The organism is Pontibacter sp. SGAir0037 (assembly GCF_005491705.1).
Taxonomy (GTDB): Bacteria; Bacteroidota; Bacteroidia; order Cytophagales; family Hymenobacteraceae; genus Pontibacter.
Map to the genome: position 1 here is coordinate 2,204,732 of NZ_CP028092.1, position 21,214 is coordinate 2,225,945.

The 21,214-nt window shown below is 47.1% G+C and carries 19 protein-coding genes; 4 read left to right on the top strand and 15 right to left on the bottom strand.

The window, feature by feature from the left end; genetic code table 11:
• Positions 1-13 precede the first annotated feature (13 nt).
• From C1N53_RS08930 to C1N53_RS08940, 3 genes are all read left to right on the top strand, one after another.
• Complete coding sequence (locus C1N53_RS08930) at positions 14-2,668, top strand: PAS domain-containing protein (RefSeq protein WP_137758971.1); 2,655 nt, start codon at positions 14-16, stop codon at positions 2,666-2,668.
• A gap of 325 nt (positions 2,669-2,993) precedes the next feature.
• Positions 2,994-3,608 (top strand): GDSL-type esterase/lipase family protein, encoded by a 615-nt coding sequence (locus tag C1N53_RS08935; RefSeq protein ID WP_137758972.1) that lies wholly within the window; start codon positions 2,994-2,996, stop codon positions 3,606-3,608.
• A gap of 39 nt (positions 3,609-3,647) precedes the next feature.
• The gene (locus tag C1N53_RS08940; protein ID WP_137758973.1) at positions 3,648-4,373 is read left to right on the top strand and encodes an esterase family protein; all 726 of its coding nucleotides are present in this window, start codon (positions 3,648-3,650) and stop codon (positions 4,371-4,373) included.
• 38 nt (positions 4,374-4,411) lie between these two features.
• Here C1N53_RS08940 and C1N53_RS08945 read toward each other — a convergent pair whose 3' ends face one another.
• The 6 genes from C1N53_RS08945 to ric all read right to left on the bottom strand — a co-directional run bounded on the left by C1N53_RS08945 (position 4,412) and on the right by ric (position 9,240).
• The gene (locus C1N53_RS08945; protein WP_137758974.1) at positions 4,412-4,852 is read right to left on the bottom strand and encodes an Rrf2 family transcriptional regulator; all 441 of its coding nucleotides are present in this window, start codon (positions 4,850-4,852) and stop codon (positions 4,412-4,414) included.
• 295 nt (positions 4,853-5,147) lie between these two features.
• The gene (locus C1N53_RS08950) at positions 5,148-5,462 is read right to left on the bottom strand and encodes a metal-sulfur cluster assembly factor (protein WP_137758975.1); all 315 of its coding nucleotides are present in this window, start codon (positions 5,460-5,462) and stop codon (positions 5,148-5,150) included.
• Positions 5,431-6,750, bottom strand: a complete 1,320-nt coding sequence (locus C1N53_RS08955; RefSeq protein WP_137758976.1) for a hypothetical protein — start codon at positions 6,748-6,750, stop codon at positions 5,431-5,433. Before C1N53_RS08955 ends, C1N53_RS08950 begins: the two co-directional genes overlap by 32 nt.
• Before the next feature lie 2 nt (positions 6,751-6,752).
• A complete protein-coding gene (locus C1N53_RS08960) occupies positions 6,753-7,577 on the bottom strand; it encodes a DUF2249 domain-containing protein (RefSeq protein ID WP_137758977.1) in 825 nt (274 codons plus the stop codon).
• Between the two features lie 2 nt (positions 7,578-7,579).
• Positions 7,580-8,083 carry a hemerythrin domain-containing protein gene (locus tag C1N53_RS08965; protein WP_137758978.1) on the bottom strand — a complete coding sequence of 168 codons (504 nt, stop codon included), beginning with the start codon at positions 8,081-8,083 and terminating at the stop codon, positions 7,580-7,582.
• Positions 8,084-8,280: 197 nt separating this feature from the next.
• A complete protein-coding gene (gene ric / locus C1N53_RS08970; RefSeq protein WP_137758979.1) occupies positions 8,281-9,240 on the bottom strand; it encodes an iron-sulfur cluster repair di-iron protein in 960 nt (319 codons plus the stop codon).
• A gap of 192 nt (positions 9,241-9,432) precedes the next feature.
• On the opposite strand from ric, the gene C1N53_RS08975 reads away from it, so the two are divergent.
• Entirely contained in the window at positions 9,433-12,735 is a 3,303-nt protein-coding gene (locus C1N53_RS08975) for a vitamin B12-dependent ribonucleotide reductase (protein ID WP_137758980.1), read from the top strand.
• Between the two features lie 123 nt (positions 12,736-12,858).
• Here the strand turns inward: C1N53_RS08975 and C1N53_RS08980 are convergent, their stop codons facing one another.
• The 9 genes from C1N53_RS08980 to C1N53_RS09020 all read right to left on the bottom strand — a co-directional run bounded on the left by C1N53_RS08980 (position 12,859) and on the right by C1N53_RS09020 (position 21,194).
• The gene (locus C1N53_RS08980) at positions 12,859-14,109 is read right to left on the bottom strand and encodes a hypothetical protein (RefSeq protein ID WP_137758981.1); all 1,251 of its coding nucleotides are present in this window, start codon (positions 14,107-14,109) and stop codon (positions 12,859-12,861) included.
• A 37-nt stretch (positions 14,110-14,146) separates the two neighbouring features.
• Positions 14,147-14,587 (bottom strand): hypothetical protein, encoded by a 441-nt coding sequence (locus C1N53_RS08985; RefSeq protein ID WP_137758982.1) that lies wholly within the window; start codon positions 14,585-14,587, stop codon positions 14,147-14,149.
• A 99-nt stretch (positions 14,588-14,686) separates the two neighbouring features.
• Positions 14,687-15,454, bottom strand: coding sequence for an ABC transporter permease subunit (locus tag C1N53_RS08990; protein ID WP_137758983.1), 768 nt, complete (start codon positions 15,452-15,454; stop codon positions 14,687-14,689).
• Between the two features lie 3 nt (positions 15,455-15,457).
• Positions 15,458-16,165: an ABC transporter ATP-binding protein gene (locus tag C1N53_RS08995; protein ID WP_137758984.1), complete on the bottom strand. Its 708-nt coding sequence runs from the start codon at positions 16,163-16,165 to the stop codon at positions 15,458-15,460.
• Positions 16,128-17,426 (bottom strand): nitrous oxide reductase family maturation protein NosD, encoded by a 1,299-nt coding sequence (locus tag C1N53_RS09000; protein ID WP_137758985.1) that lies wholly within the window; start codon positions 17,424-17,426, stop codon positions 16,128-16,130. Before C1N53_RS09000 ends, C1N53_RS08995 begins: the two co-directional genes overlap by 38 nt.
• Entirely contained in the window at positions 17,410-17,871 is a 462-nt protein-coding gene (locus tag C1N53_RS09005) for a nitrous oxide reductase accessory protein NosL (RefSeq protein WP_137758986.1), read from the bottom strand. The genes C1N53_RS09000 and C1N53_RS09005 overlap by 17 nt, the downstream gene beginning before the upstream one ends.
• Complete coding sequence (locus C1N53_RS09010) at positions 17,868-18,482, bottom strand: hypothetical protein (protein ID WP_137758987.1); 615 nt, start codon at positions 18,480-18,482, stop codon at positions 17,868-17,870. Before C1N53_RS09010 ends, C1N53_RS09005 begins: the two co-directional genes overlap by 4 nt.
• 83 nt (positions 18,483-18,565) lie before the next feature.
• Positions 18,566-20,611 carry a Sec-dependent nitrous-oxide reductase gene (nosZ, locus tag C1N53_RS09015; protein ID WP_137758988.1) on the bottom strand — a complete coding sequence of 682 codons (2,046 nt, stop codon included), beginning with the start codon at positions 20,609-20,611 and terminating at the stop codon, positions 18,566-18,568.
• Positions 20,612-20,645: 34 nt separating this feature from the next.
• Positions 20,646-21,194 (bottom strand): cytochrome c, encoded by a 549-nt coding sequence (locus tag C1N53_RS09020; RefSeq protein ID WP_240773439.1) that lies wholly within the window; start codon positions 21,192-21,194, stop codon positions 20,646-20,648.
• Between the last annotated feature and the right edge of the window lie 20 nt (positions 21,195-21,214).

Below are 21,214 nucleotides of genomic sequence, written 5' to 3' on the forward strand. Positions count from 1 at the left end.
TTACAATTTTAGAATGAACCAGGATTTACAGCCGGATTTTCAATCAGTTTTTAACGTAATGCCAGGTAAACACCTGGTTCTGAAACCTAACCCGCCACATTTCACCATTATCGCCATCAGCGATGACTTACTGGCAATTATCGGCCAGGACAGGCAAAAGGTATTGGGGAAAGATGCCTTTGAAGTCTTTCCCGAAAATCCCGAAGCTGTAACCGCAACAGGTCCCCGTAACTTCCGGAAATCACTGCATCGGGCCCTGCTTGAAAAAAAGCTAGACCAGGCTCCTGTCGGACGCTACGATATACGAAACGCCGAAGGAAAATTTGAAGTACGTTATTGGTCGTCGAGCTGTAAGCCTGTTTTAGATGCCGCAGGTAATGTAAGTTATATTTTACACACCACGACAGATGTGACAGAACTGGTGCTGGCCCGGAAAAGCGAGGAAGCTGTCAAGATCATGAAAACTGCCTATAGCCTGTTTATGCAGGCTCCTGTAGGTATTTCTATTGTCACGGGTCCTGAAAACATAGTTGAGCTGGCAAACGAGGAGCTTTATAAGGTACTGGGCATCAATAAGGAAATAATTGGCAAACCCTTATTCTTATCGCTCCCGGAATTAAAAGCACTGGGTATTGCGGAGGTGCTGGACTATGTACGCAAAACCGGTCTGCCCTACCATGCCAAAGATTTAGAGTTTTACAGCCGGGCCAGCGGGAAAGAAGAACTCCGCTACTTCGATATAGTATACCAGCCTTATTACGAACAGGCTTCCGATAAAGAGCCAATAGGTGTATTCTGCATTACGCATGACGTAACCGAAAAAGTGATAAGCCGCAAAAAAATTGAAGAGAGTGAGCAGCAGGTACGTTCTGTGATAGAAAGCCTGTATCACCCTCTGGGCGTTTATATGGGCCCCGAAATGCGCATACAGTTTGCCAACCAAGGGCTGAAAGACGGCTTGGGCAAAGGCAACGACATTATCGGAAAGCTCTACAGAGAACTTCTTCCGGAACTCGAAGACCAGGAAATCTTTGAACATCTCGAAAGAGTATATAAAACGGGGATCCCCTTTAACAGCAAGAACCACCGGATAGACTTAGTGGTAAACGGAAAGCTGAAGCCTAATTACTTCGATTTCAGCTTTACACCTTTGTTTGATACCGAAGGCAAAGTATATGGCGTTGTTAATTCCGGGTCCGATGTAACCGACATGATCCTGGCGCAGAAGCAAATCGAAGAAAGCACAAGAGAGCTGAACAACCTGGCCAACTCTATGCCCCAGATCGTCTGGATAGCCAACAGCAAGGGCGAAGTATACTTTTACAACGACAGAGTAAGTGAATTTGCCGGCGCCCGAAAACTGGAAGACAACACCTGGAGCTGGAGCGGCTTACTTTATCCTGAAGACGAACAGCCAACCACTGAAGCCTGGAACAAAGCTATAAGAGAAGGATCCGTTTATGAGAAAGCACACAGGCTTCAGTTAAAAGATGGTTCTTACAGGTGGCATTTGAGCCGGGCTTTTCCGCAACGCGACGAAGAAGGCAACATAATCAAATGGTTTGGCACTGCGACCGATGTGCATGAAGAAAAAGTAAGCCAGGAAAGGCTGCAGGCCATCCTGGATGCTACTCCCGAATGTATCAAGATTGTTGATGACGCAGGCACACTGCAATACATGAACCCTTCGGGACTGGAAATGGTAGAAGGCACGGCAGACCTGCTGGGGAACGCCTGTGTATATGAAGTAATTGCACCAGAATACCGCTCCCGCTGGATAAAGAACCACAAACGTGTGTGCCGGGGAGAAAGCCTGAGCTGGGAGTTTGATATTATCGGGCTAAACGGAACGCGCCGCCGCATAGAAACACATGCCGTTCCTCTTCCGGGTGCTAACGGGCTGGCTCAGCTGGCTGTAAGCAGAGACATAACAGAGCGGAAGAAAACAGAAGAGGCGCTGGAGTTAAAGAATACCCAGCTTACGCGCATCAACAACGATCTGGACAACTTTATCTATACCGCATCACACGATTTAAAAGCACCGATTTCCAATATCGAGGGGCTTCTGACCATACTGCACGAAGAGCTGAACACAAATGGAGCACCCGGAGCTGTTGCCCTTCAGATCATGCTCCTGATGCAACAGTCTGTGGATCGGTTTAAAGATACCATCCATAGCCTCACCGATGTAGTGAAGCTCCAGCATGCCAGTACTGCCGAAGCGGTGCAAGTTAGTTTATCTGAAGTGATCGAGGAAGTAAGCCTGGACCTGGAGCCATTAATTAAATCTTCCGGAGCGAAGATGGAAATTGATATAACCGCTTGTCCGTTTATTAAATTTTCTAAAAAGAACATGCGGAGTGTGGTGTATAACCTGCTTTCCAATGCCCTTAAATACCGCTCTCCGGAGCGCAAGCTGCAGATCAGGATCAACTGCCACAGCATAACCGACTTTCATGTACTTACTGTAAGCGACAACGGACTTGGTTTTGACAGCAGCCGTACGGCAGATCTGTTCACGATGTTCAAGCGCTTCCACGACCACGTAGAGGGCACCGGTATCGGCCTTTATATGGTAAAGAAAATAGTAGACAATGCCGGTGGTCACATAGAAGTAGAAAGCCAGCTCAACCAAGGCACCACCTTCCGCATTTATTTTAAAAGATAAAGGGTAAAACAACAACTATAGCTTCTATGCTGAAGCATGTGGTATAGCAGGCGTAGCAGCAGCCACATCTGCTTGAAATTTAACAATTACTTTACAAACTCCTTCAGCTTAGCCTGCAGGAGTTTGTTATTTTAGCCCCCTTTAAAGCTGCTACGACAGTCTGCCCCTGCTTAATAGAAATAATTTGCTGCTTTCTTTTTTACCAATCAACATATAAAACCTTTACACAACAACCTGAAGCAGCAAAAGCAGGTAAAGGGTATAGTTTCGGGAAATCCGGAGGTAAACCTAAACGGGCTTTTCATTCATTTACAGGGAAGAAAGTATGTATTGGTACGAGGAAGAAATACAAAGGCTGGAGAAAGAAAGAGCGGAGCTTAGCTACAGTCCGTCTACATTATTTTACGGTAGCTCTTCTATCAGGCTATGGGAAACGCTGGAGAAGGACTTTAAAGAATATATACCTGTAAACCTGGGTTTTGGCGGCTCTACCCTGGCCGGCTGTGTCTGGTTTTTTGAGCGTGCCGTGGCTCCTTTTAATCCTGATACACTGGTGCTTTATGCCGGCGACAACGACCTGGGCGATGGCCGGAACCCGGAAGAGGTGTTTATCTTTTTTCAGCAGTTTGTAGCCCGCACCAGGCAACGCTTCGGCGACCAGCTGCCTTGCTACTTTGTTTCGCTAAAACCAAGCCCCAGCCGCAATCACCTGCTCGAAAGCTTCAGGTACACGAACCGCCTGATTGAGTCGGAGATTATGCGGCTGCACCATAACTGGAAGTTTATAAACGTGTTTGACCCGATGCTCGACATCTATGGAAATCCGCAGCACATGTATTACGAAAGCGATGGCCTGCACATGAACAGCAAAGGCTACGAACTCTGGACCAAAATTATACGGGCAAACATCCCGCTGCCTTCGCCGGAACCCAGGAAATAGTGATACCAAACCTGCTGCTATCCCAAGCTGCCGCTCCCGATGAACAGAGAATACCATAAGTGGTACAGCCCCTCCCTGCAGCGGGATATGGAGCTGCTGGTTTTCGGCCATGCCGGTGCGGCTGTATTGTTTTTCCCGGCACGCATGGGCCGCTTCTACGACTACGAAAACTGGCGCATGATAGAAGCCATCCGTGATAAGATAGAGCAGGGGCATCTGCAGGTATACTGTGTAGACAGCGTAGACACCGAAAGCTTTTACTGCGACAGCTGCCACCCCTCAGCCAAAGTTGACCGCTACCTGCAATACGAGCAGTACATTCTGCAGGAGGTAATTCCGTTGATACATCGTAAAAGTCCCGGAGCTGCCATGATTTCTGCCGGCTGCAGCCTGGGAGCTTACCATGCTGTAAATTTCGCTTTCAAGCACCCAAACCTTTTTAGCAAGGTGGCAGGCATGAGCGGCCGCTATGAGCTGGGCCAGCAGATCAGCCACTACCGCGACCTGCTGCAGGGCTACTGGAGTGAGAATGTATACTTTAATATGCCCAACCAGTACCTTCCGGGCATAGGCGACTCCTGGCTGCACGCCCTCCGAAGCATAGACATCGTATTGGCAGTGGGAAAAGAAGACCCGTTCCTGGGCAGCAATCTGTATCTGAGCCAGGTACTCCATAGCAAAGGCATACCACACGCCCTGCACATTTGGGACGAAGAAGCCCACCGCCCCCGCTACTGGCGAAAAATGGTGCGCTTGTATTTGTAGAGATAGTCGCTCCAGGTAGCGCTGGTGCATGCCTACTCCTATTCCGGCACATTGGTAATATATGAACTACCGGCTTTGATGCCTTCTACAAGATCTTGAATGGTTTTTGTTTTGAAAACTTTCAGCAGATGATCGCGGTAAGCTTTGATATCGTTGTGGAGCGGACAGGGGTGTTTGTCGGAGCACTGCTTCATACCCATCCCGCACTTTCTGAAAGCCTCCAGCCCATCAATTACATTCACTACTTCCAGTATGGTCAGTTCAGAGGATGGCCGGTGCAGGTAAAATCCTCCGCCTGGTCCTTTAGCTGATGCTATCAGGTTTTTATGGACCATTTCCTGCAGAATTTTACCAATATACTGTACCGGTACTTCCAGCTCTTTACCAATATCCTTAAAGCCTACTTTACGGCCACTTGCATTTATAATGGCAATGTATACAATGGCACGAAGAGCATATTCTGTAGTTTTCGATAGCATAGCTGAGGCCTTTGCCCAATTTAAAAATATGAATTAGAAATAGTATCTAAAATTCCAATTCTGCAACTTAGGTGTACTATTCTCAAGAAGCACTTTTTACACAAGTACAATTTGCAGCAGCAAAGGTACTATAGTTACTCCATTTAATATTAAATAAAACAATTGCTCAAAAACCGTCATTATTAATCAAATGAAGTATAGTATACAATTATGGAAGTCTTAACTTATATAATTGTTGCGTATGCTCTAAACTCTCTTTTGAGTTTATCATTTCTAATACGATGAAGTGATAACTCTATTTCCCTTCCAACTGGCGCGTTCCTTCTACGGTAATCATTTCTATTGACCATGCCGGGGACCATACCAGCTCAATTTTCACATCCAGATCAGGAAAGCGTTTCTGCAGTATCTGCTCTGCTGCTGTCACAATGGTGCCGCCCATAGGGCAGCCTGGCGTAGTTAGCGTCAGTTCTATCGTTAATACATCCTCTTGCAGACTTACGCTGTAAACCAACCCAAGGTCTACAATGTTAATACCCACTTCAGGATCTATAATATATTTCAGGGTTTCGAATACTTCAGATCCCAAGTCCAGCCTGTGCGTTTTCATAAGCAAAAGGTTTTAGGTCGCGTACTTTGTGTAAGAGCAGTCGGAATACATTTACAGTATACAGCGCCGCTGTTACAGTAAACAGAATGGCACCCATAAGTATAAGCTGTTCCAATTGCAACAGTACACCTGTTATCAGCACTATATAGCCTGATAAGTAACTTAGGTTCTGCCACAACAACAATTTATGGCTGTAAATATCTTTGGGTAGTGGGGTCTTATAACGTCCCACAAGATTTTCGTAAGCATGCATCCAAACTATAAAAGGTAGGGTTTTAAAAGTCTGCCCCAGTATAATAGCCGTTACAAATCCCAGAAATAATGAAATGCCATATACCAGGCAGATAGAAGACAACCACCTTGGTGAGAGCGCCAGATCACTACTTACCACAATAACCAATAGCAACGGCAACAGTAAAAGACCAAGAGCTACAAATGTCTGTTTCATGCCCAAGTCTATATCGTGCCGCTGCTTCAGGCAATTTGCCTCGTACAGGAATGACAGAAACAAGCCTACTCCTGCTACAACCAGTGCCGCATAAGCAGGCAAGAAAGGAGTATGAAAGAACAGGTGATCAATGCCAAACAAAGTTAAGCCTGCATTGATCAAGTTATAGCTCCAGTCCAGCTTTTTGGTGTGGGTAGGGTGCGAAAGCAGGAACATCGGAATTAACTTAGCTCCTACGCCAATAATGAGTAACAGAAACCAGCCAGCCATCCCTATGTGAGCATGCAGCTTGAGGTAGTGCAGATGGTCTGCAGGCAAAAAAGCCATGGTAAAGTTAAAAGCCATCAGCAAGCCAACTAAGCCTGTAACCAGCAGCCAGATAGCAGAAGTAACGATAAAATCGGCTTCTATGGTCCATTTAGGAGCCTTTCTAGCTGTTTGTATGACGTTGACATTAAACAACAGAAAGGATAGGAAAAGCAGAACTGCACCTGATTGCATCAGCCCGCCCAACTGAAAATGCCAGAAGGAACAAGCCAATAAAATGGTACCCGCTGCAAGCAAACCAAATGTATACATGGCTAATCGCTCGCTGTGCAGTTTGCATTCCAGCAGCACAGGCAGTAGCTGGTAAAGTGCCCCGAAGATCAGCATGGTAGCCCAACCTAGCGCTGCTACATGCGTGAGTGTAAGAAGCTTCGGGTTAAAATAATGCCCTCCAAAAGCATCTGTAGATAAAAGCAGCAGGATGCCCAGTACCAGAAAGGCACAGGCGGCAAAGGCATAATGAGGCAACACGACCCATTTGCCTGGAGACTTGGAAATGGTTGCAGTACTCATAATTATATCTCTTTATAAATGATTAGGTAAACTTCGGCAAGCCCCACGCTTTTAGAGGTATAGGAAAAGCCTCTTTCCTGCAGTTGTGGCAAAAGGTACTGAGGTATCCGCTTATGGGCCACGTAAAGTGCCCTATCAGGAGGTAACAGTTCCAGTTCGTTCAGAATAGAGATCATGGGCTGCGGTATTTCGAGGTGGCGCACGTCCAGGTATTTGCATTTGCCTTCAAAGCGCTTTTCAATTGCTTCAAAGCTTAGAGCTAACTCTAATGTGTTTTCTGTAGCTTGGATAGCAGGCGCAGTTTGTTTCCGGAAGTAGGTATACACCAGGTCAGCAGCTTTCTCTTCGGTAAAGGAGGTATAGCCTTTCTTCTGAAGTATAGCAATGAGCGGCGTGGGCTCAAAGGTGTTGATGAGCCGGAGGACTTTATGACTGCCAATTTCCTCTACCGCCCCCATTATCTCCAGAAAAGGATCCTGGCCTGTTGAAATAGCTTCCCGCACATCCAGCGAAAGTATATTATCCTCAGACAAATCAACCGGAAAGCCAGGCAGTTCAGGCTCAGGTTTAGGCAACTGTGCTGCTGTTGGAGTAGCAGAGCTATTGTTGATGGTGAACCCTAAGGGCACCAGCTTTTCAAAAAAAGTATCTACCTCACAGCAGCCTATCCGGGCAGCATCGGCTATTGTTACCCGTGAGGCCAGCACTTTGCGGAGCAGCGGGTTTCGGAGCCTGGCAAAATGTTTGTTAATAGAGGCAATGGCCTCAATGGCTTCGGGATTTGCTTTTATGATTGCTGAAATTTTAGTGTTGGGGGCAATAGTCATCGCTAAGCTGTTTTAGATGGTTTTTCCCAGAAGCTGATCGGAAAGCTATCCTGTTTATCAGTATGTTTATGCGCCAGTAGTTGCCCTGTCAGCTCGAGTTGATCGGAATGCGTAACGGCCTGCAGGTATGGGTACAAGTGCCGTTCTTCCCAGCGGATATGCTCCTCCAGGTCTTGCTGCAGCACCTCGAACAGCTCTCTTGTGAGCCGGTTTCCCTGGCAGATGCAGTCGATAATTTCGTGCAGCAGGTGGTGTTCCTCCTCCAGCTGTAGGCGCGGTGTTTCATTTTCAGGCACCAGCCGGTTCAGGAGCCACTCTTCTTCCTCGCAATGTGCTTTCAGCACATGATCCCAGAAGTACTGCACATACTCCCGAAGCACCTCCAGGTCAGTTCCATTCTGAAGCCCCTGCCGCAGCTTCCAGCAAAACAGTAATCCAAAGTGGTGCTCCCGTGACAGTGGCACCAGGCTTTTATCTCTTTTCAATGGTGTGGTTGCTCTTTTCATGGTCTTTTCTCTTAGGATTCAGAATTTAGGGATGAACAGGATAAATCGTTGAAAAGACCCAACCACCCCCACCCCTCCTTATTTAAGAAACGGAGCTTAAAAGTCTAGAAGCTGGTGCGAGCTTGTAGCTCGCACCAGCAGTTCTTATATTTTGTACAAACCCTATTTATCCTTACATCCTGAAAATCCTGATCATATTACTTTAACACTTCTTTTTCCAGTTCCAGCGCTTTCGGGAACAGGATATTATTTTCCAAATGAATGTGGCGGTGCAGATCACTTTCAAATTCCTGCAATTTTGCAAATGCCACCTGGTAGGTAGCACAGGCATCGGCAGGCAGTGTAAAATTTTGGCTCAGCTCCCGGATCGCCTCCAGTTCATCACCAGCTGCTTCATGTTCCATCTCCATCATGTTGATCGGGTTTTGAATGGAGCCGAAAGCAGGTCTGTCGATGCTCTGGCCGTTCTTCTTTGCCTCGTCGAGTTGCTTAATATAGGGGAACAGCACACGCTCTTCCTTCGGCATGTGTGCCTCCAGCTCGTTGGCCACATTTACAAAATGCTTTGCAATCTCCAGCAGTTCGGGGTGGCGGTTGCCATGCACCCGGGCAATTTTAGTGGTGTACTCATACAGCGCAGGCAGGGCCTCCCGCACATACTTATGGTGTACGTTTACAATGTAATCGGCCAGGAAACCCAATTCCCAGGAATCAAAGTTTTCATCCCGTCCGGCTGTGGTTTCTGGCAAGCTTTTCAGCTCCTGCTCCAATGCTGTCTGGTTAATTCCTTTCTCCTCACACACCTGTGCTACCGATTTTTTACCGCCACAGCAAAAGTCGATGCCAAACTTTTTAAACACCTGTGCCTTCCGGAAATCTTTTGCCACCAACTCCCCTACTGTTTCGCCAGCAGCTGGTGTAAGCTTTGTAATTTGTACATGCCATATCTCAGGCCCCTGCTCCAGGTAATCCCATTTAAAAACATTTCCGCGTTCGCCCAGTAATTGGTAATACAGCGGTTTAGGGTCGTGGTCGTTATGGATAATAAAGGCATCTCCGCCTTGCAGTTTATCGAACCATTCAAAAATAGTAGGGTGCTTTAGCCGTGGTTCGATAACGGTTACATCTAAAATTTCTATTGTTTCTGTCGTTGCCATATTTTTTAAATATTTTATCTGTTTTGTAATCAATCATCTGTGCAAATGTAGTTGAGTCAGGTTTAAATAAAAGACATAAAAGTCTTTTATTAAGATGATCCTTGTCATTTTTTATTGATACAATAGCCTCGACTTTTACTCTTCCACTTTATTCCAGCTATATATCATTTCATTCATCATCCATCATCCCCTATGGAAAAAAATAAACACAAGTCTAAAGGCCTCCGCATTTCCCGCCGATTTACCAGGCAAGGCACCAGCACTTATGATATGTTCCACTATGCGTCCCGTTCTTCCACCATCCGTAACCCTGCTGGCGATGTAGTAGCCGAAATGAAGGATGTAGAAGTACCTGCTGCCTGGTCGCAAATCGCTACAGATATCCTGGCGCAGAAATATCTTCGCAAAGCAGGCGTACCGCAACCCGATGGAAGTACAGGCTCAGAAAATTCTATAAAGCAGGTGGTACATCGTATGGTGAACTGCTGGAGGGCCTGGGGCACACGCTATGGCTATTTTGCCAGCGAAGAAGATGCCCAATCGTTCTACGACGAGCTGGTATACATGCTGCTCGGCCAGTATGCTGCTCCTAACTCTCCGCAATGGTTTAATTCAGGCCTTTATGAAAGCTATGGACTGAAAGGCAAAGCGCAGGGTCATTTTTATGTCGATCCTAAAACTAAAAAAATTAAACAGTCGCTGTCAGCTTACGAACGGCCACAGCCACACGCCTGCTTTATACTGGCTGTGGAAGACGACCTGGTAAACAAGGGCGGCATTATGGATCTGTGGGTGCAGGAAGCCCGCATCTTTAAGTATGGTTCGGGCGTAGGCACCAACTTCTCCAGCATCCGGGGCAAAGATGAAACTTTGGGCGGCGGCGGTTCTTCATCTGGCCTTATGTCTTTTCTGCGTATAGGCGACCGGGCAGCAGGTGCGATCAAATCAGGTGGTACTACCCGCAGAGCAGCCAAAATGGTTTGCCTTGACCTGGATCATCCGGAAATTCTGGACTTCATTAACTGGAAAAAAGATGAGGAAAAGAAAGTGGCGGCGCTGATAAAGGGAGGCTATTCTTCCGATTATAACGGTGAAGCTTACCAAACAGTGTCAGGGCAGAGTTCCAACAACTCGGTACGCATACCGAATGCCTTTTTTGAAGCCCTGCAAACACGGGAAAACTGGAAACTGACAGCCCGTACCGATGGTAGTGTGGTAAAAGAAGTGCCTGCACAGGAACTGTGGAGCCAACTGGTTGATGCTGCCTGGTCGTGTGCTGATCCGGGAGTGCAGTTCGATACCACCATCAACGAGTGGCATACCTGCCCGGCCGACGGACCGATAAGAGCCTCCAACCCCTGCTCCGAGTATATGTTCCTGGATAATACGGCCTGTAACCTGGCCTCGCTTAACCTAATCAAATTCTTTGATACTGAGTCGCACACATTTGATATCGCTGCTTTTGAGCATGCCTCCCGCCTCTGGACCATTGTGCTGGAAATATCCGTGCTGATGGCGCAGTTTCCATCAGAGGCTGTTGCGCAGCGGTCTTTCGATTACCGTACCATTGGCCTTGGTTACGCTAACCTGGGTGCCTTGCTCATGGTGCAGGGCCTTCCCTACGACAGCCCGCAAGCAAGAGCCCTGGCAGGTGCTATCACTTCACTCATGACGGGCATCACCTATAAGACATCAGCAGAAATTGCAGCTGTGTTGGGAGCTTTCCCGAAGTATAAGCAGAACAAAGAAGCCATGCTCCGCGTGATTCGCAACCATCGCTTTGCTGCTCACAACACGCCTGCAAATTATAGCGAATTAAGTATAATTCCTGTTGCGCTTGATGCTGCACATTGCCCGGCCGATCTGCTAAATGTCGCCTGCCGGGCCTGGGACGAAGCCCTGAGCCTTGGTGAGCAGTATGGCTACCGCAATGCGCAGGCCACTGTTATTGCCCCCACAGGCACTATAGGCCTGCTCATGGACTGCGACACGACAGGCGTGGAACCAGATTTTGCGCTGGTAAAATATAAAAAACTGGCAGGGGGCGGCTATTTCAAGATCATTAACCAATCTATACCTGCAGCCTTACAAATGCTTGGCTATACGGCTGCAGAAACAGAAGCTATTATAAACTATACCAAAGGCCATGCTACCTTGGATGGTGCACCCCATTTAACTAAATCTTCCCTGCTAAGCAATGGCTTTACAGCAGCAGATATTGCTACACTCCAGGCAGCCCTGCCTACTGCGTATGATGTACATACCTTGTTCAGCAGTTATACTTTGGGAGAAGCCTGCTTGCAGCGACTGGGTTTTACAGCAGCTACTTACAATAAGTCTGATTTTAGCCTGCTCCGCGCCCTCGGCTATACCTACCAGCAACTGGAAGAGGTAAATGAGTACCTGTTCGGCACCATGACAATTGAAGGGGCACCTTACCTTAAGCCCGAGCATTACCCGGTGTTCGACTGTGCGAACCGCTGCGGCAACAAAGGCACCCGCTACATATTGCCGGAGGGCCATATTCGGATGATGGCGGCGGTGCAGGCTTTTATTTCTGGTGCTATCTCTAAAACTATTAACCTGCCCCACGAAACTACTGCGGAAGAAGTAGCCCGTTGTTACGCCCTCTCCTGGGAACTTGGACTAAAAGCCTGTTCCCTTTACCGGGATGGCAGCAAGCTTTCGCAGCCACTTTCGGCTAAATCCGGCAGTACAAATGAGCAGGAACCGCAAAAAATGGAGGAAGCCAAAGCAGCAGCCTTGAGCTATAGTGCTGATCAGGTGTTACAGGCAGCAAAAACTATACTGGCCGATGCGTCCAACGAAAGTTTCCGACAGCAATTATCGCACATGGTCGAACGCAGGAAGCTGCCCGATAAACGTAAAGGCTTTACCCAAAAGGCTAAAATAGACGGGCATACCGTTTACATCCGGACAGGTGAGTATGCCGATGGCACGCTGGGAGAAGTTTTTATTGATATGTATAAAGAGGGCGCTTCTTTCCGGTCTATCCTAAACTGCTTTGCTATTGCGGTTTCACTGGGTCTGCAGTATGGCGTACCGCTGGAAGAGTTTGTCAGTCGCTTTACCTTTACCCGCTTCGAGCCGGCTGGCCGTGTAGAACACCCCAACATAAAATCAGCCACTTCTATTTTTGATTACATGTTCAGGCTGCTGGGCTACGAATACCTTAACCAAACAGAACTGGTGCATGTGCAGGATAAAGCAACACCAAGTATAGATGCTGAAGCTACCCCCGAACCTGCTTCTGTACCAGGTACTAAAGCGATAGCAGATGTTCCGGCACATGTAAATGGTAACGGAAAAGCTGTTTATACCAAAACACAAACACTCCTGATAGAACAGACTCAGCAGGTCTTGGCTAACATGATGGGAGATGCCCCGATCTGCAACACCTGCGGCCATATCACTATTCGCTCCGGCACCTGCTATAAGTGCCTGAACTGTGGGAATAGTTTGGGTTGTAGCTAAGGGAAAAGGATCATCTGAATATAATTTTACACCAGGAAGGAAGCCTGATATTCTCCCTCCTGGTGTAGAATCAACTGGCCTGGATGCGTGCAGGGGCTGTGTGCGCTGTGAAGTCTTTGAAGGCTATCTTCTCTGCCTGTACAAATACAAGCTCTTCTGTTCAAAAAAGAAAAGCAGTAAGCCCACAGGCATACCAATACTTATGATAAACATCAGGAGGTTAAAGTTTGGCAAACTTTTTAATTCCAGCCAGAGTAGCGTGCCTTGCAGAAATAAAAATGCTTCTGATATAAAGAAGAACAGGAGCAGCAGGACCAACCCGATCTTCCCGTACTTACCCAGCCGGTACAGCCCCAGCTGCACAAAGAAGCCCAGCATAAAAACCGACACAAAGCCGATGAGGGACAGGTGGAGGTAACCAATAATAAAGTAACGCAGGTTATACGCCAGATCTGCAAAGTATGGAACAGCGGATGCCACCTGTAGCACCAGCTTAAGAGAGAGAGCAAGCAAGGCCAGTAGAAACAGTCCCTTTACCCATGGCATTAGCTCGCGAGCCAACTCCTCCCGCACCTCCCACAAGAGCTTTAACAAGTACCCTAGTGCCATCATCTGCAGCACTGCTGCAATTCCTCCTATCCCAAACCATATGGCTCCCGGCTTTGCCCAAAGCACAGAAAGCGCAAAGGCAGGCACACACGCTAATACCATAAGTGTATATACCCTTTTTGCCCATACTTTACTATAGCAGATGCCTCTACTCCTCAAATACCAGAACAACAAACCTAGTACAGCAAAAGTAAACCAGCCATTGTATTGAAAATGGAGGTAAAAATATATGGCAGAATAATATAGTTTGCCACCCGCCATTCCCTTTGCCATGATAGGCCCCAATGCCCATGGACCTATAGTTGACAGCACCAGGAACAGTAGCGCCCAAGCTATGAATTGAAGAGATAGCTTATACTTCCTCCACAGCTTATCATTCTGCTTTACATGCTTCCAGAAACTCCAGGCAAACCAATAGCTTAACAGAATGTGTAAAGTAGAAAATGTGATGGAAAATAAAGCATACCCCTGTACAGGAAAGCTGAACAACATGCCCAGCACGGATACCTGCGTGAGGTAAAACTGGCGATTAAAAGAATGTCTTTGTTTTTCTGTTTCGGGTGGAAAAGCATAAAGCAGCGCAGCAAAAAAAGCACAGTATAGCCAGCCAAGTAAAGCTACGTGGGAATGTGCATGCAACAGATTTCTATAATTCAGTACTTCAACCGGGCTATATAACTGCCAGCGCAACAGTAGTCCCATTAAAGCCACCAGTGTAAAATAACTCAGTGCCACCCTTGCTCTTATCACTGTTTCCCGCCTCATCCTCAGGCTTGCTTCCTTTTCCTGCACTAGCTGCATTTCATTTAAAATAAGTATCGAAGAGCTGGATATGGTCGTTCATACGTTCATAAGCTGTTGAAGCTGTTGCCAGACTATTGCCGTTCAGCAGCTTTGCATCTTCCTCGAAGGGCTTCAGGTATACATGCAGCATATCGTGTGCCTCTCCCTTTAAAGTGCAATGCGTATTGACCTGCTGCATTTCTTCCTGTAGTATCTGGCCAAGAACCTGATAAGCTTCAGGCGTGCGGTTCTCATAAAAGAACGCATGCTCCTGCAGGATTGCCTGCAAAAGTCTCATACTATGAATGGTTGTCTCATCTACCTGCCAGCGTTCCCCGTTATGGAGTACCAGCTCGGTGGCGGTATCGTGCACCACCTCATGATGTATATTAACGTGCTCGGGCTGCATACAACTAAGTGTATGCAAGAGCAGCAAGAATGGGTATAGTGTTTTTTTCATTTCTAATAAGGTTAAAAATGAATGTCATACACAAAATTAGAGGAACCCTGTCAGCATAAGAATGACAATCATCAGTTGCCGGTAAGACAATCATCAGCTTTAAATATCCCGTTTCTGGAACACACGCTTAGAAATTAACAGCGGAACCAGCACCCACACCAGCAGCAGCGTAAAGGCAAGCCCTATCCCCCACATGCTGCCAAGTATACTCTTATAAAGTGCTCCGGTATAGCCCATTAAAGCGGACACATCCAGGTTGAGCAATACAATAATCCGGCCCAGGTCTATCGGGTTCAGTGCTGTTAAGGCTAGGGTAGCATGCTCCAGCGGATAATCTGTAAAGGTGTAAAGTACTAACAGGACTATACCATCGTAGATCAGGGCAAAGTAAAACCACAGTAGCAATGCAATGCCTATACCTTTGGCTTTATCCCTGGAGATAACAGTGGCAAGAAAGGCCATGGCTACGAAAATAAACGTCATGAACACACCTGTGAGCAACAGGTAAAAGCCGGTCAGGCTGGCACCGAAAAGCAGCACCGGTACCCCCACACCGAGTATAAATGCCCCGGCAAGGGAACAGGCAACACCTAAATATTCACTCAGAAAGATTTTTTTTCGGTTAACCGGCTGTGCTACCAGCAGTTCCATAAACTCATAGGAGTTGTAGAAGTGCATCGTCGCGAAAACAATACTGATCAGGGGTACTGTTAGCAGTACCAGGTTCAGGAGACTGAGTATAGCTTTATCGGGACTGCCGCCCAGGTGAAACAAACCAACAGAGAGGAGCAACAGGAACATGGTATACGCCACGACGACTTTGTTCCGGATAATGTCGTAAAAAACATATTTGATAATCTTTCTCATGGTTTAGTCCCCCTCCTTCATGATCTTAGCAATGGCCTTGCCTAAGCGCTCTTCATTGGCCTGGGCTTTTATACCTGCGATCGTTTCATGAAACTTTACTTGCCCTTCTACCAGGCATATTACTTCATCGGCTACTTCTTCTACCTCACTCATAATGTGCGATGTAATAAGAATCAGCTTCCCTTTCTTCTTCTCTTTCAGAATCTTGCTTTTTAAAATTTCCGCTGATACAGGATCCAGGCCCGCTGTAGGTTCATCGAGTATCAGTATCTGCGGGTTAAACATGAATGCGAGTGCAGCACTAACTTTTTGCTTTGTGCCTCCCGATAGCGCACCCATACGTTTCTCATACATTTCTTTCAGACCATACAGCCCGATCAGTTCCTCATCCACCTCTGCTGCATCTTTCCGGATGTCGCGGATCATCTGGATAACCTGCCGTATCTTCATATTTTCGGGGTAGCGGCCAATCTGGGACATATAGCCTATCTGGCTGCGGTAGGCATGCTGCCCGAGTATGCTTTCGCCTCCAATCTTTATATCACCACCATGGGGCAGCACCATGCCCAGTATACACTTACTCATAGTGGTTTTGCCGGAGCCGTTCGGACCTATCACAGACACTACTTTACCTGCTCCGAAAGTAACACTCAGGTTTTTGAGCACCTGCAGCTTACCGTATGACTTTTGTAAGTTTTCTATTGTTATCATGGCTGATCTTTCGCATTAAGGGTTGGTCATCTACCAGATCCTCTGGTATAAAGCTCGGCAGCACCTTTTCAATGCTATCCAGCAGGTCTACCATAAAGCTGCGCATAAACATGACAGAGGGCGGCACCCGCTCCACCAGCATGGCGTATAAACTAACTGGCCTGTACGGCACGTCGCCCAGCTCATCTTTATTAAGATCGTAGCCGCCATACTTATCCCAGTAGTTGTTCTCAAACCTGTTTAAGGTGGAGTTACCGTTGGTGCTTACATCAAAGGAATTCCCAGTAAAGTTGTTTAACCTGAACACATCGTCGGAACAGCTGCTTAACAACCTGATGGCCCAGCCATTTTGGTCGAAATCGTTACGATGTATATTCAGCCGGTTTGAGCCTTCCATATAGATACCCGTGGTGTTGCTGCGAAACGTATTATTCTGAATGACGCTATTACTGATTTCCTTTAAAAGCAACCCATACGATGCAGCTCCCCAATTACCCTCGAAGGTGTTATGCTCCATGCGGATATCGCGTGTGTACATAACTGCTACACCAGCACCGTTCTGCCGGAAGATGTTATGGGTATACACATTGCGGTCGGAAAACATAAAGTGCAGACCGTAACGCAGGTTGTGCTGGCTCAGGTTGTCTTTTACTTCGCTGTCCTTTACAAACTCCAGGTAGATGCCATCGCGGTGGCCTCTGACTTTATTGTTGCTGATGACAGCGTTATTGCAATACCATAAGTGTATGGCGTTACCCAGCGCCGACTCATTCATGCCAGCTACATCCCTTCCTGTTACCACATTACCCTTTATCACACAGTTGTCGGCGTTTTGCAGGTAAATTCCAAAATAAGTATTCAGGATGCTATTGTTCAGGATGCGGATGTTGCCACGCTCCACTACCCGGATGGCTGCATCGTCGCGGGTATAACTGGTGGTGATGTTTTTTAAAGTAAGGCCTTCCACCGTGACATTGTCTGAGCTAATAGTAAAAATCTGGCCTTTATAGTTTCCGTCAATTACCGGCTTGTTTCTACCGAGTATAGTTAACGGTTTATTGATTTCGATTCCATGTTCCTGGTATATACCCCCTTCGATCAGTACTGTATCGCCGGGTTTGGCTTTGGCTATGGCCTGCTTTAAAGAGGTATAATGGCAGCTTGTACACACTCTAAGCGTATTGCCACAGGCTACATCGGCCCAAAGCAGCAATACCAAAGTGGCTGCTACAAGTGAAAAATATTTACTCAGGTCTTTCATGATGCTGCACGGCTTTTACCGCTTCGTTCCAGGTTAGCAGCTGGCCTCCCAGCTCCTCCTGCATTTTGATTGCGGCAGCCTGATCGGCTACGGCTGTTAAATACATGCCCATCGGGCTTTGCAGTTGTTTTGTCTGCAGGTAATGCGCATCGCGTGCATTTACAAGTGTATTAGGTTGGGTATAGTCAGTTACCAGCAGAAAAGCGGCTTTTCCAGCCTGTTCCGGCTGTTCGTTTACATAAGCCATTAAACACTCAGCAGAATCAAAAAAATAAGCTTTGCCTTTGTCGTTTACCAGCTCTGCCCCATAGCGGTTATCAGCTACTGTCATACTGCAATGAGTGCAGTTTGCCTGGCCGTAGGCAATGGGCTTAGGCTCCACCTGACATCCAGCCAGGAACAGCGCCAGCCCCAAGGCATATAAATATATCACAGTGTTTTTCATGACAATGCTGCTTTAGGTGTTCGGGATAGAAAATGAGGTCGCTTGCCTTTCAGACTCAGGAAATAAGTGAAACAGGAGATGGTGATAGCCAGAAATATACCCAGACTGCCCCAGGACGGCAGCGACAAAGCCTCAAAGTTTAACAGTACCTTGTTTCCCAGCAATGGAGGAATATAGGTCATACCTGGAACTTTTATAGCAGCCATTGGATCGAGGTTTGTGCCGAACCTTACCAGCCATAGATAGAAATCCAGTATGCCAGCCGCTCCGCATAGCATGAGCAGAATACTCCAGCTTAGTACCAGTTTCCTTTTCCCGGCCAGACCTGCCAGCACACCCGTAATCATAAAAAAGATGACGATGTAAGGCATGTACTTTAGCTCCGCAAACGACTCGGCATGAATCGGCTCCATCCCGATGTAGTGGTTCAGTATATTAAAGTTTTGAAGGACACTTTCAGAGCTGCCTCCCAGCTTGTTTACCCAGATATGCAGTTCTAGTCCTTCGGGATATTGTGGGGCTTTCAGGTATATCTTCCACATCGGGAACATAAACAGTAAGCCAAGAGATAAGGCTGCCACAACCATCAGCACTTTTTGGTAAGCTTTCATCCTTGTATAGTATAAGGTGAAATTGAATAAAAAATCAGCGGAAGCCACTTGGGGTAACCTCCGCTGATTACCCTGTCAGAGCATTAATGTGAGGCTGCTACGCCTGGTATGTTTTGTTTCTTTTTGCCAGTAGAGAAAGCAATCGGCGTTTTGGATCCTTTAGGAGATACACGAATATAACCCTGCATTTCCTGGTGTAGTGCGGAACAGAAGTCTGTGCAGTAGAACGGATACACCCCTTCTTTCTTAGGCACCCACTTCAAGGTTTGTGTAGCGCCAGGCATGATCAGTGTTTCAGCATTGTTGGCACCCAGTATAGCGAAACCATGCGGTACATCCCAGTCTTGCTCCAGGTTCGTTACGTGAAAGTAAACGGTATCACCTACTTGTACGCCTTCGATGTTGTCTGGGGTCATGTGACTTCTGATTGCTGTCATTTTCACGCGTATCACGTTCTTGCCTTCGCGGGTCACGCTTACATCTGCTTCTTTCTTCACGGCATGGGCATGCTTGTTCTCGTCCAGTTTATGAAATTTCACGCTGTTAGGTGCCACTTTCTCAGCACGGATAGCCTGAGCATAATGTGGTTCAGCCACCGTAGGGAAGTCAAGCAACAGTTTCATTTTTTCACCGGAAATATCGATCAGTTGTGCAGAGTGCGCTAATTCTGGACCAGTTGGCAGGTAGCGGTCTTTTGTAATTTTGTTCATGGCTACTAGGTACTTGCCGAGTGGCTCCTTTGTATCGCCACCAGGAATCATTAAGTGACCAATGGAGTAATAAACCGGAATTCTGTCTACAACCGTAAAATCGCTTAATTTCCACTTCACTACTTCAGAAGACACGAACATAGAGGTATAAGCATTTCCTTTGCCGTCGAACTCGGTGTGCAATGGTCCTAAACCTGGCTCTTTCACTTCGGCTTTCAGCACAGCTTCGTACTTCAGCACCGGAATACCATTTTTCTCACCGTCGAAAGCTTTGTTTTTAATGGCCTCCTGCATTTTAGAGAAAGAGAACACAGGTATCGCAGATGCCAGTTTACCACTTACTACCATGTTCTCTCCACTTGGATCTACGTCGATGCCATGTGGCGATTTAGGAGCAGGCAGCAGGTACATCATACCCGGGCATTCTTCAGGTAACAGGTAGCGAACTTTCTTCTTCACAGTTGACTGAGCTGTGTGAGTGTCCTTGTCGAGCTTGTTGTGGTAATAGTTGGCTGGCATTTCATGAATTTTGCCTTCTTTAGCGTATTTAGCTGCTAATTTCCAGTTTACTGCCGCCAGAAAGTCCTTATCATTCTGAGAAGCTCCTACTTCTTTTAATGTACCGGCTTTCTCAGAGTTGTAAGTCGTGAAGAAAACCCAGTCTTCAGATGGGCCTTTACCGCCATTCGCCAGGTCGTAGTCAAAGCCAGGAACCAGGATCTGGAAATCAAGGTCCATGTCGCCTTTATCCTTGTCTATTTTAATAAAGGAAATAGAGCCACGGAATTCTTCTTCGTACTTATCTAGGCTTACATCGCTTGTACCCCCTTTCATATCCAGTGGAACAGAGAAGCGTGTACCTGCAATTACATACTCGTTGTTGTTGGTTGGGTAAGGAGAGCAGTGGTTGCCGGCAGAGTTCGGAATCTCCATGATCTCCACTGTTTCAAATGTTGTCAGGTCGATTCGGGCTACACGAGGCGTGTTATTTCCGTTCACAAACAACCAGCGGCCATCTGTTTGCCCATCGGTACGCGACAGTTTAGGGTGGTGCAGGTCGTCCCAGGGCACAAAACCATGTGAGGTCATCAGCATGGCCTTCGACTCTTCACTATAACCGTAACCATTTTCACCATGCTGCGTGAACACTGGTATAATCTTCAGCAAGCGTCCCGAAGGAAGACCGTAAACAGATACCTGCCCGTTAAAACCACCTGACAGGAAGGAGTACAACTCATCGTGTTTGCCCGGGGCTACATACACCGCAGAAGCAGCGTCAGAAGCTACTCCTTCGGCTGTGGCACTTGTGTTACCGCCATCTGTGTTGCTACACCCCTGTAGCGCTGCGCCTGCTGCTACTGCCATTACCATGGCAGCCTTAGGGGCGACTTTTCTGAATTTATTTATCAGAGTTTCCATAATATTTTATGGTTAATTGTTGTGTGGATGCTGGTTAATTGGACGCATCGTTTTGCCGGAAGAATTCGAGCATGGCACGAGCATCCCGCTCGTTCACATTCTGGTTTGTCATCTGGGTAAGGTGCTCGGCCAGCAGCTTTTTAGCAGTTGGGTCTTTTTTGGTCATCTCCTCCGGATTCACGATCATATTCATGATCCATTCCGGTTGGCGGCGTTCTGTTACACCCGCCAGGCCAGGTCCTACCACCTTCTGGTCGCTTAACTGGTGGCAGGCAGAGCACTTGCCATCGAACAAAGCTTTACCCTGTGACGCCAGCTGCTCATCAATTCCCTCTCCGAGGGTTACCTCCTTTACCGGGCCAACGCCTTTTCCATTATCCGCTGCTGGAGCCTCTGCTTCAGTTGTGCTGGAAGAAGTGCTTTGGTTGAGGTCGTCCTGATTATTATCGCTGCTTCCAGAGGAGCAACTATAAAGAAAAGCTCCGAAGGCTATAGCTAATACACCTCTTTGGATGGTGCTCAAGTGTCTGCTGACAGGTAAGGTTTTAGTGCTGTTGCAGTTCATATTTCTACCGGGTTTCATAACTGTTATTCGTTAAACAT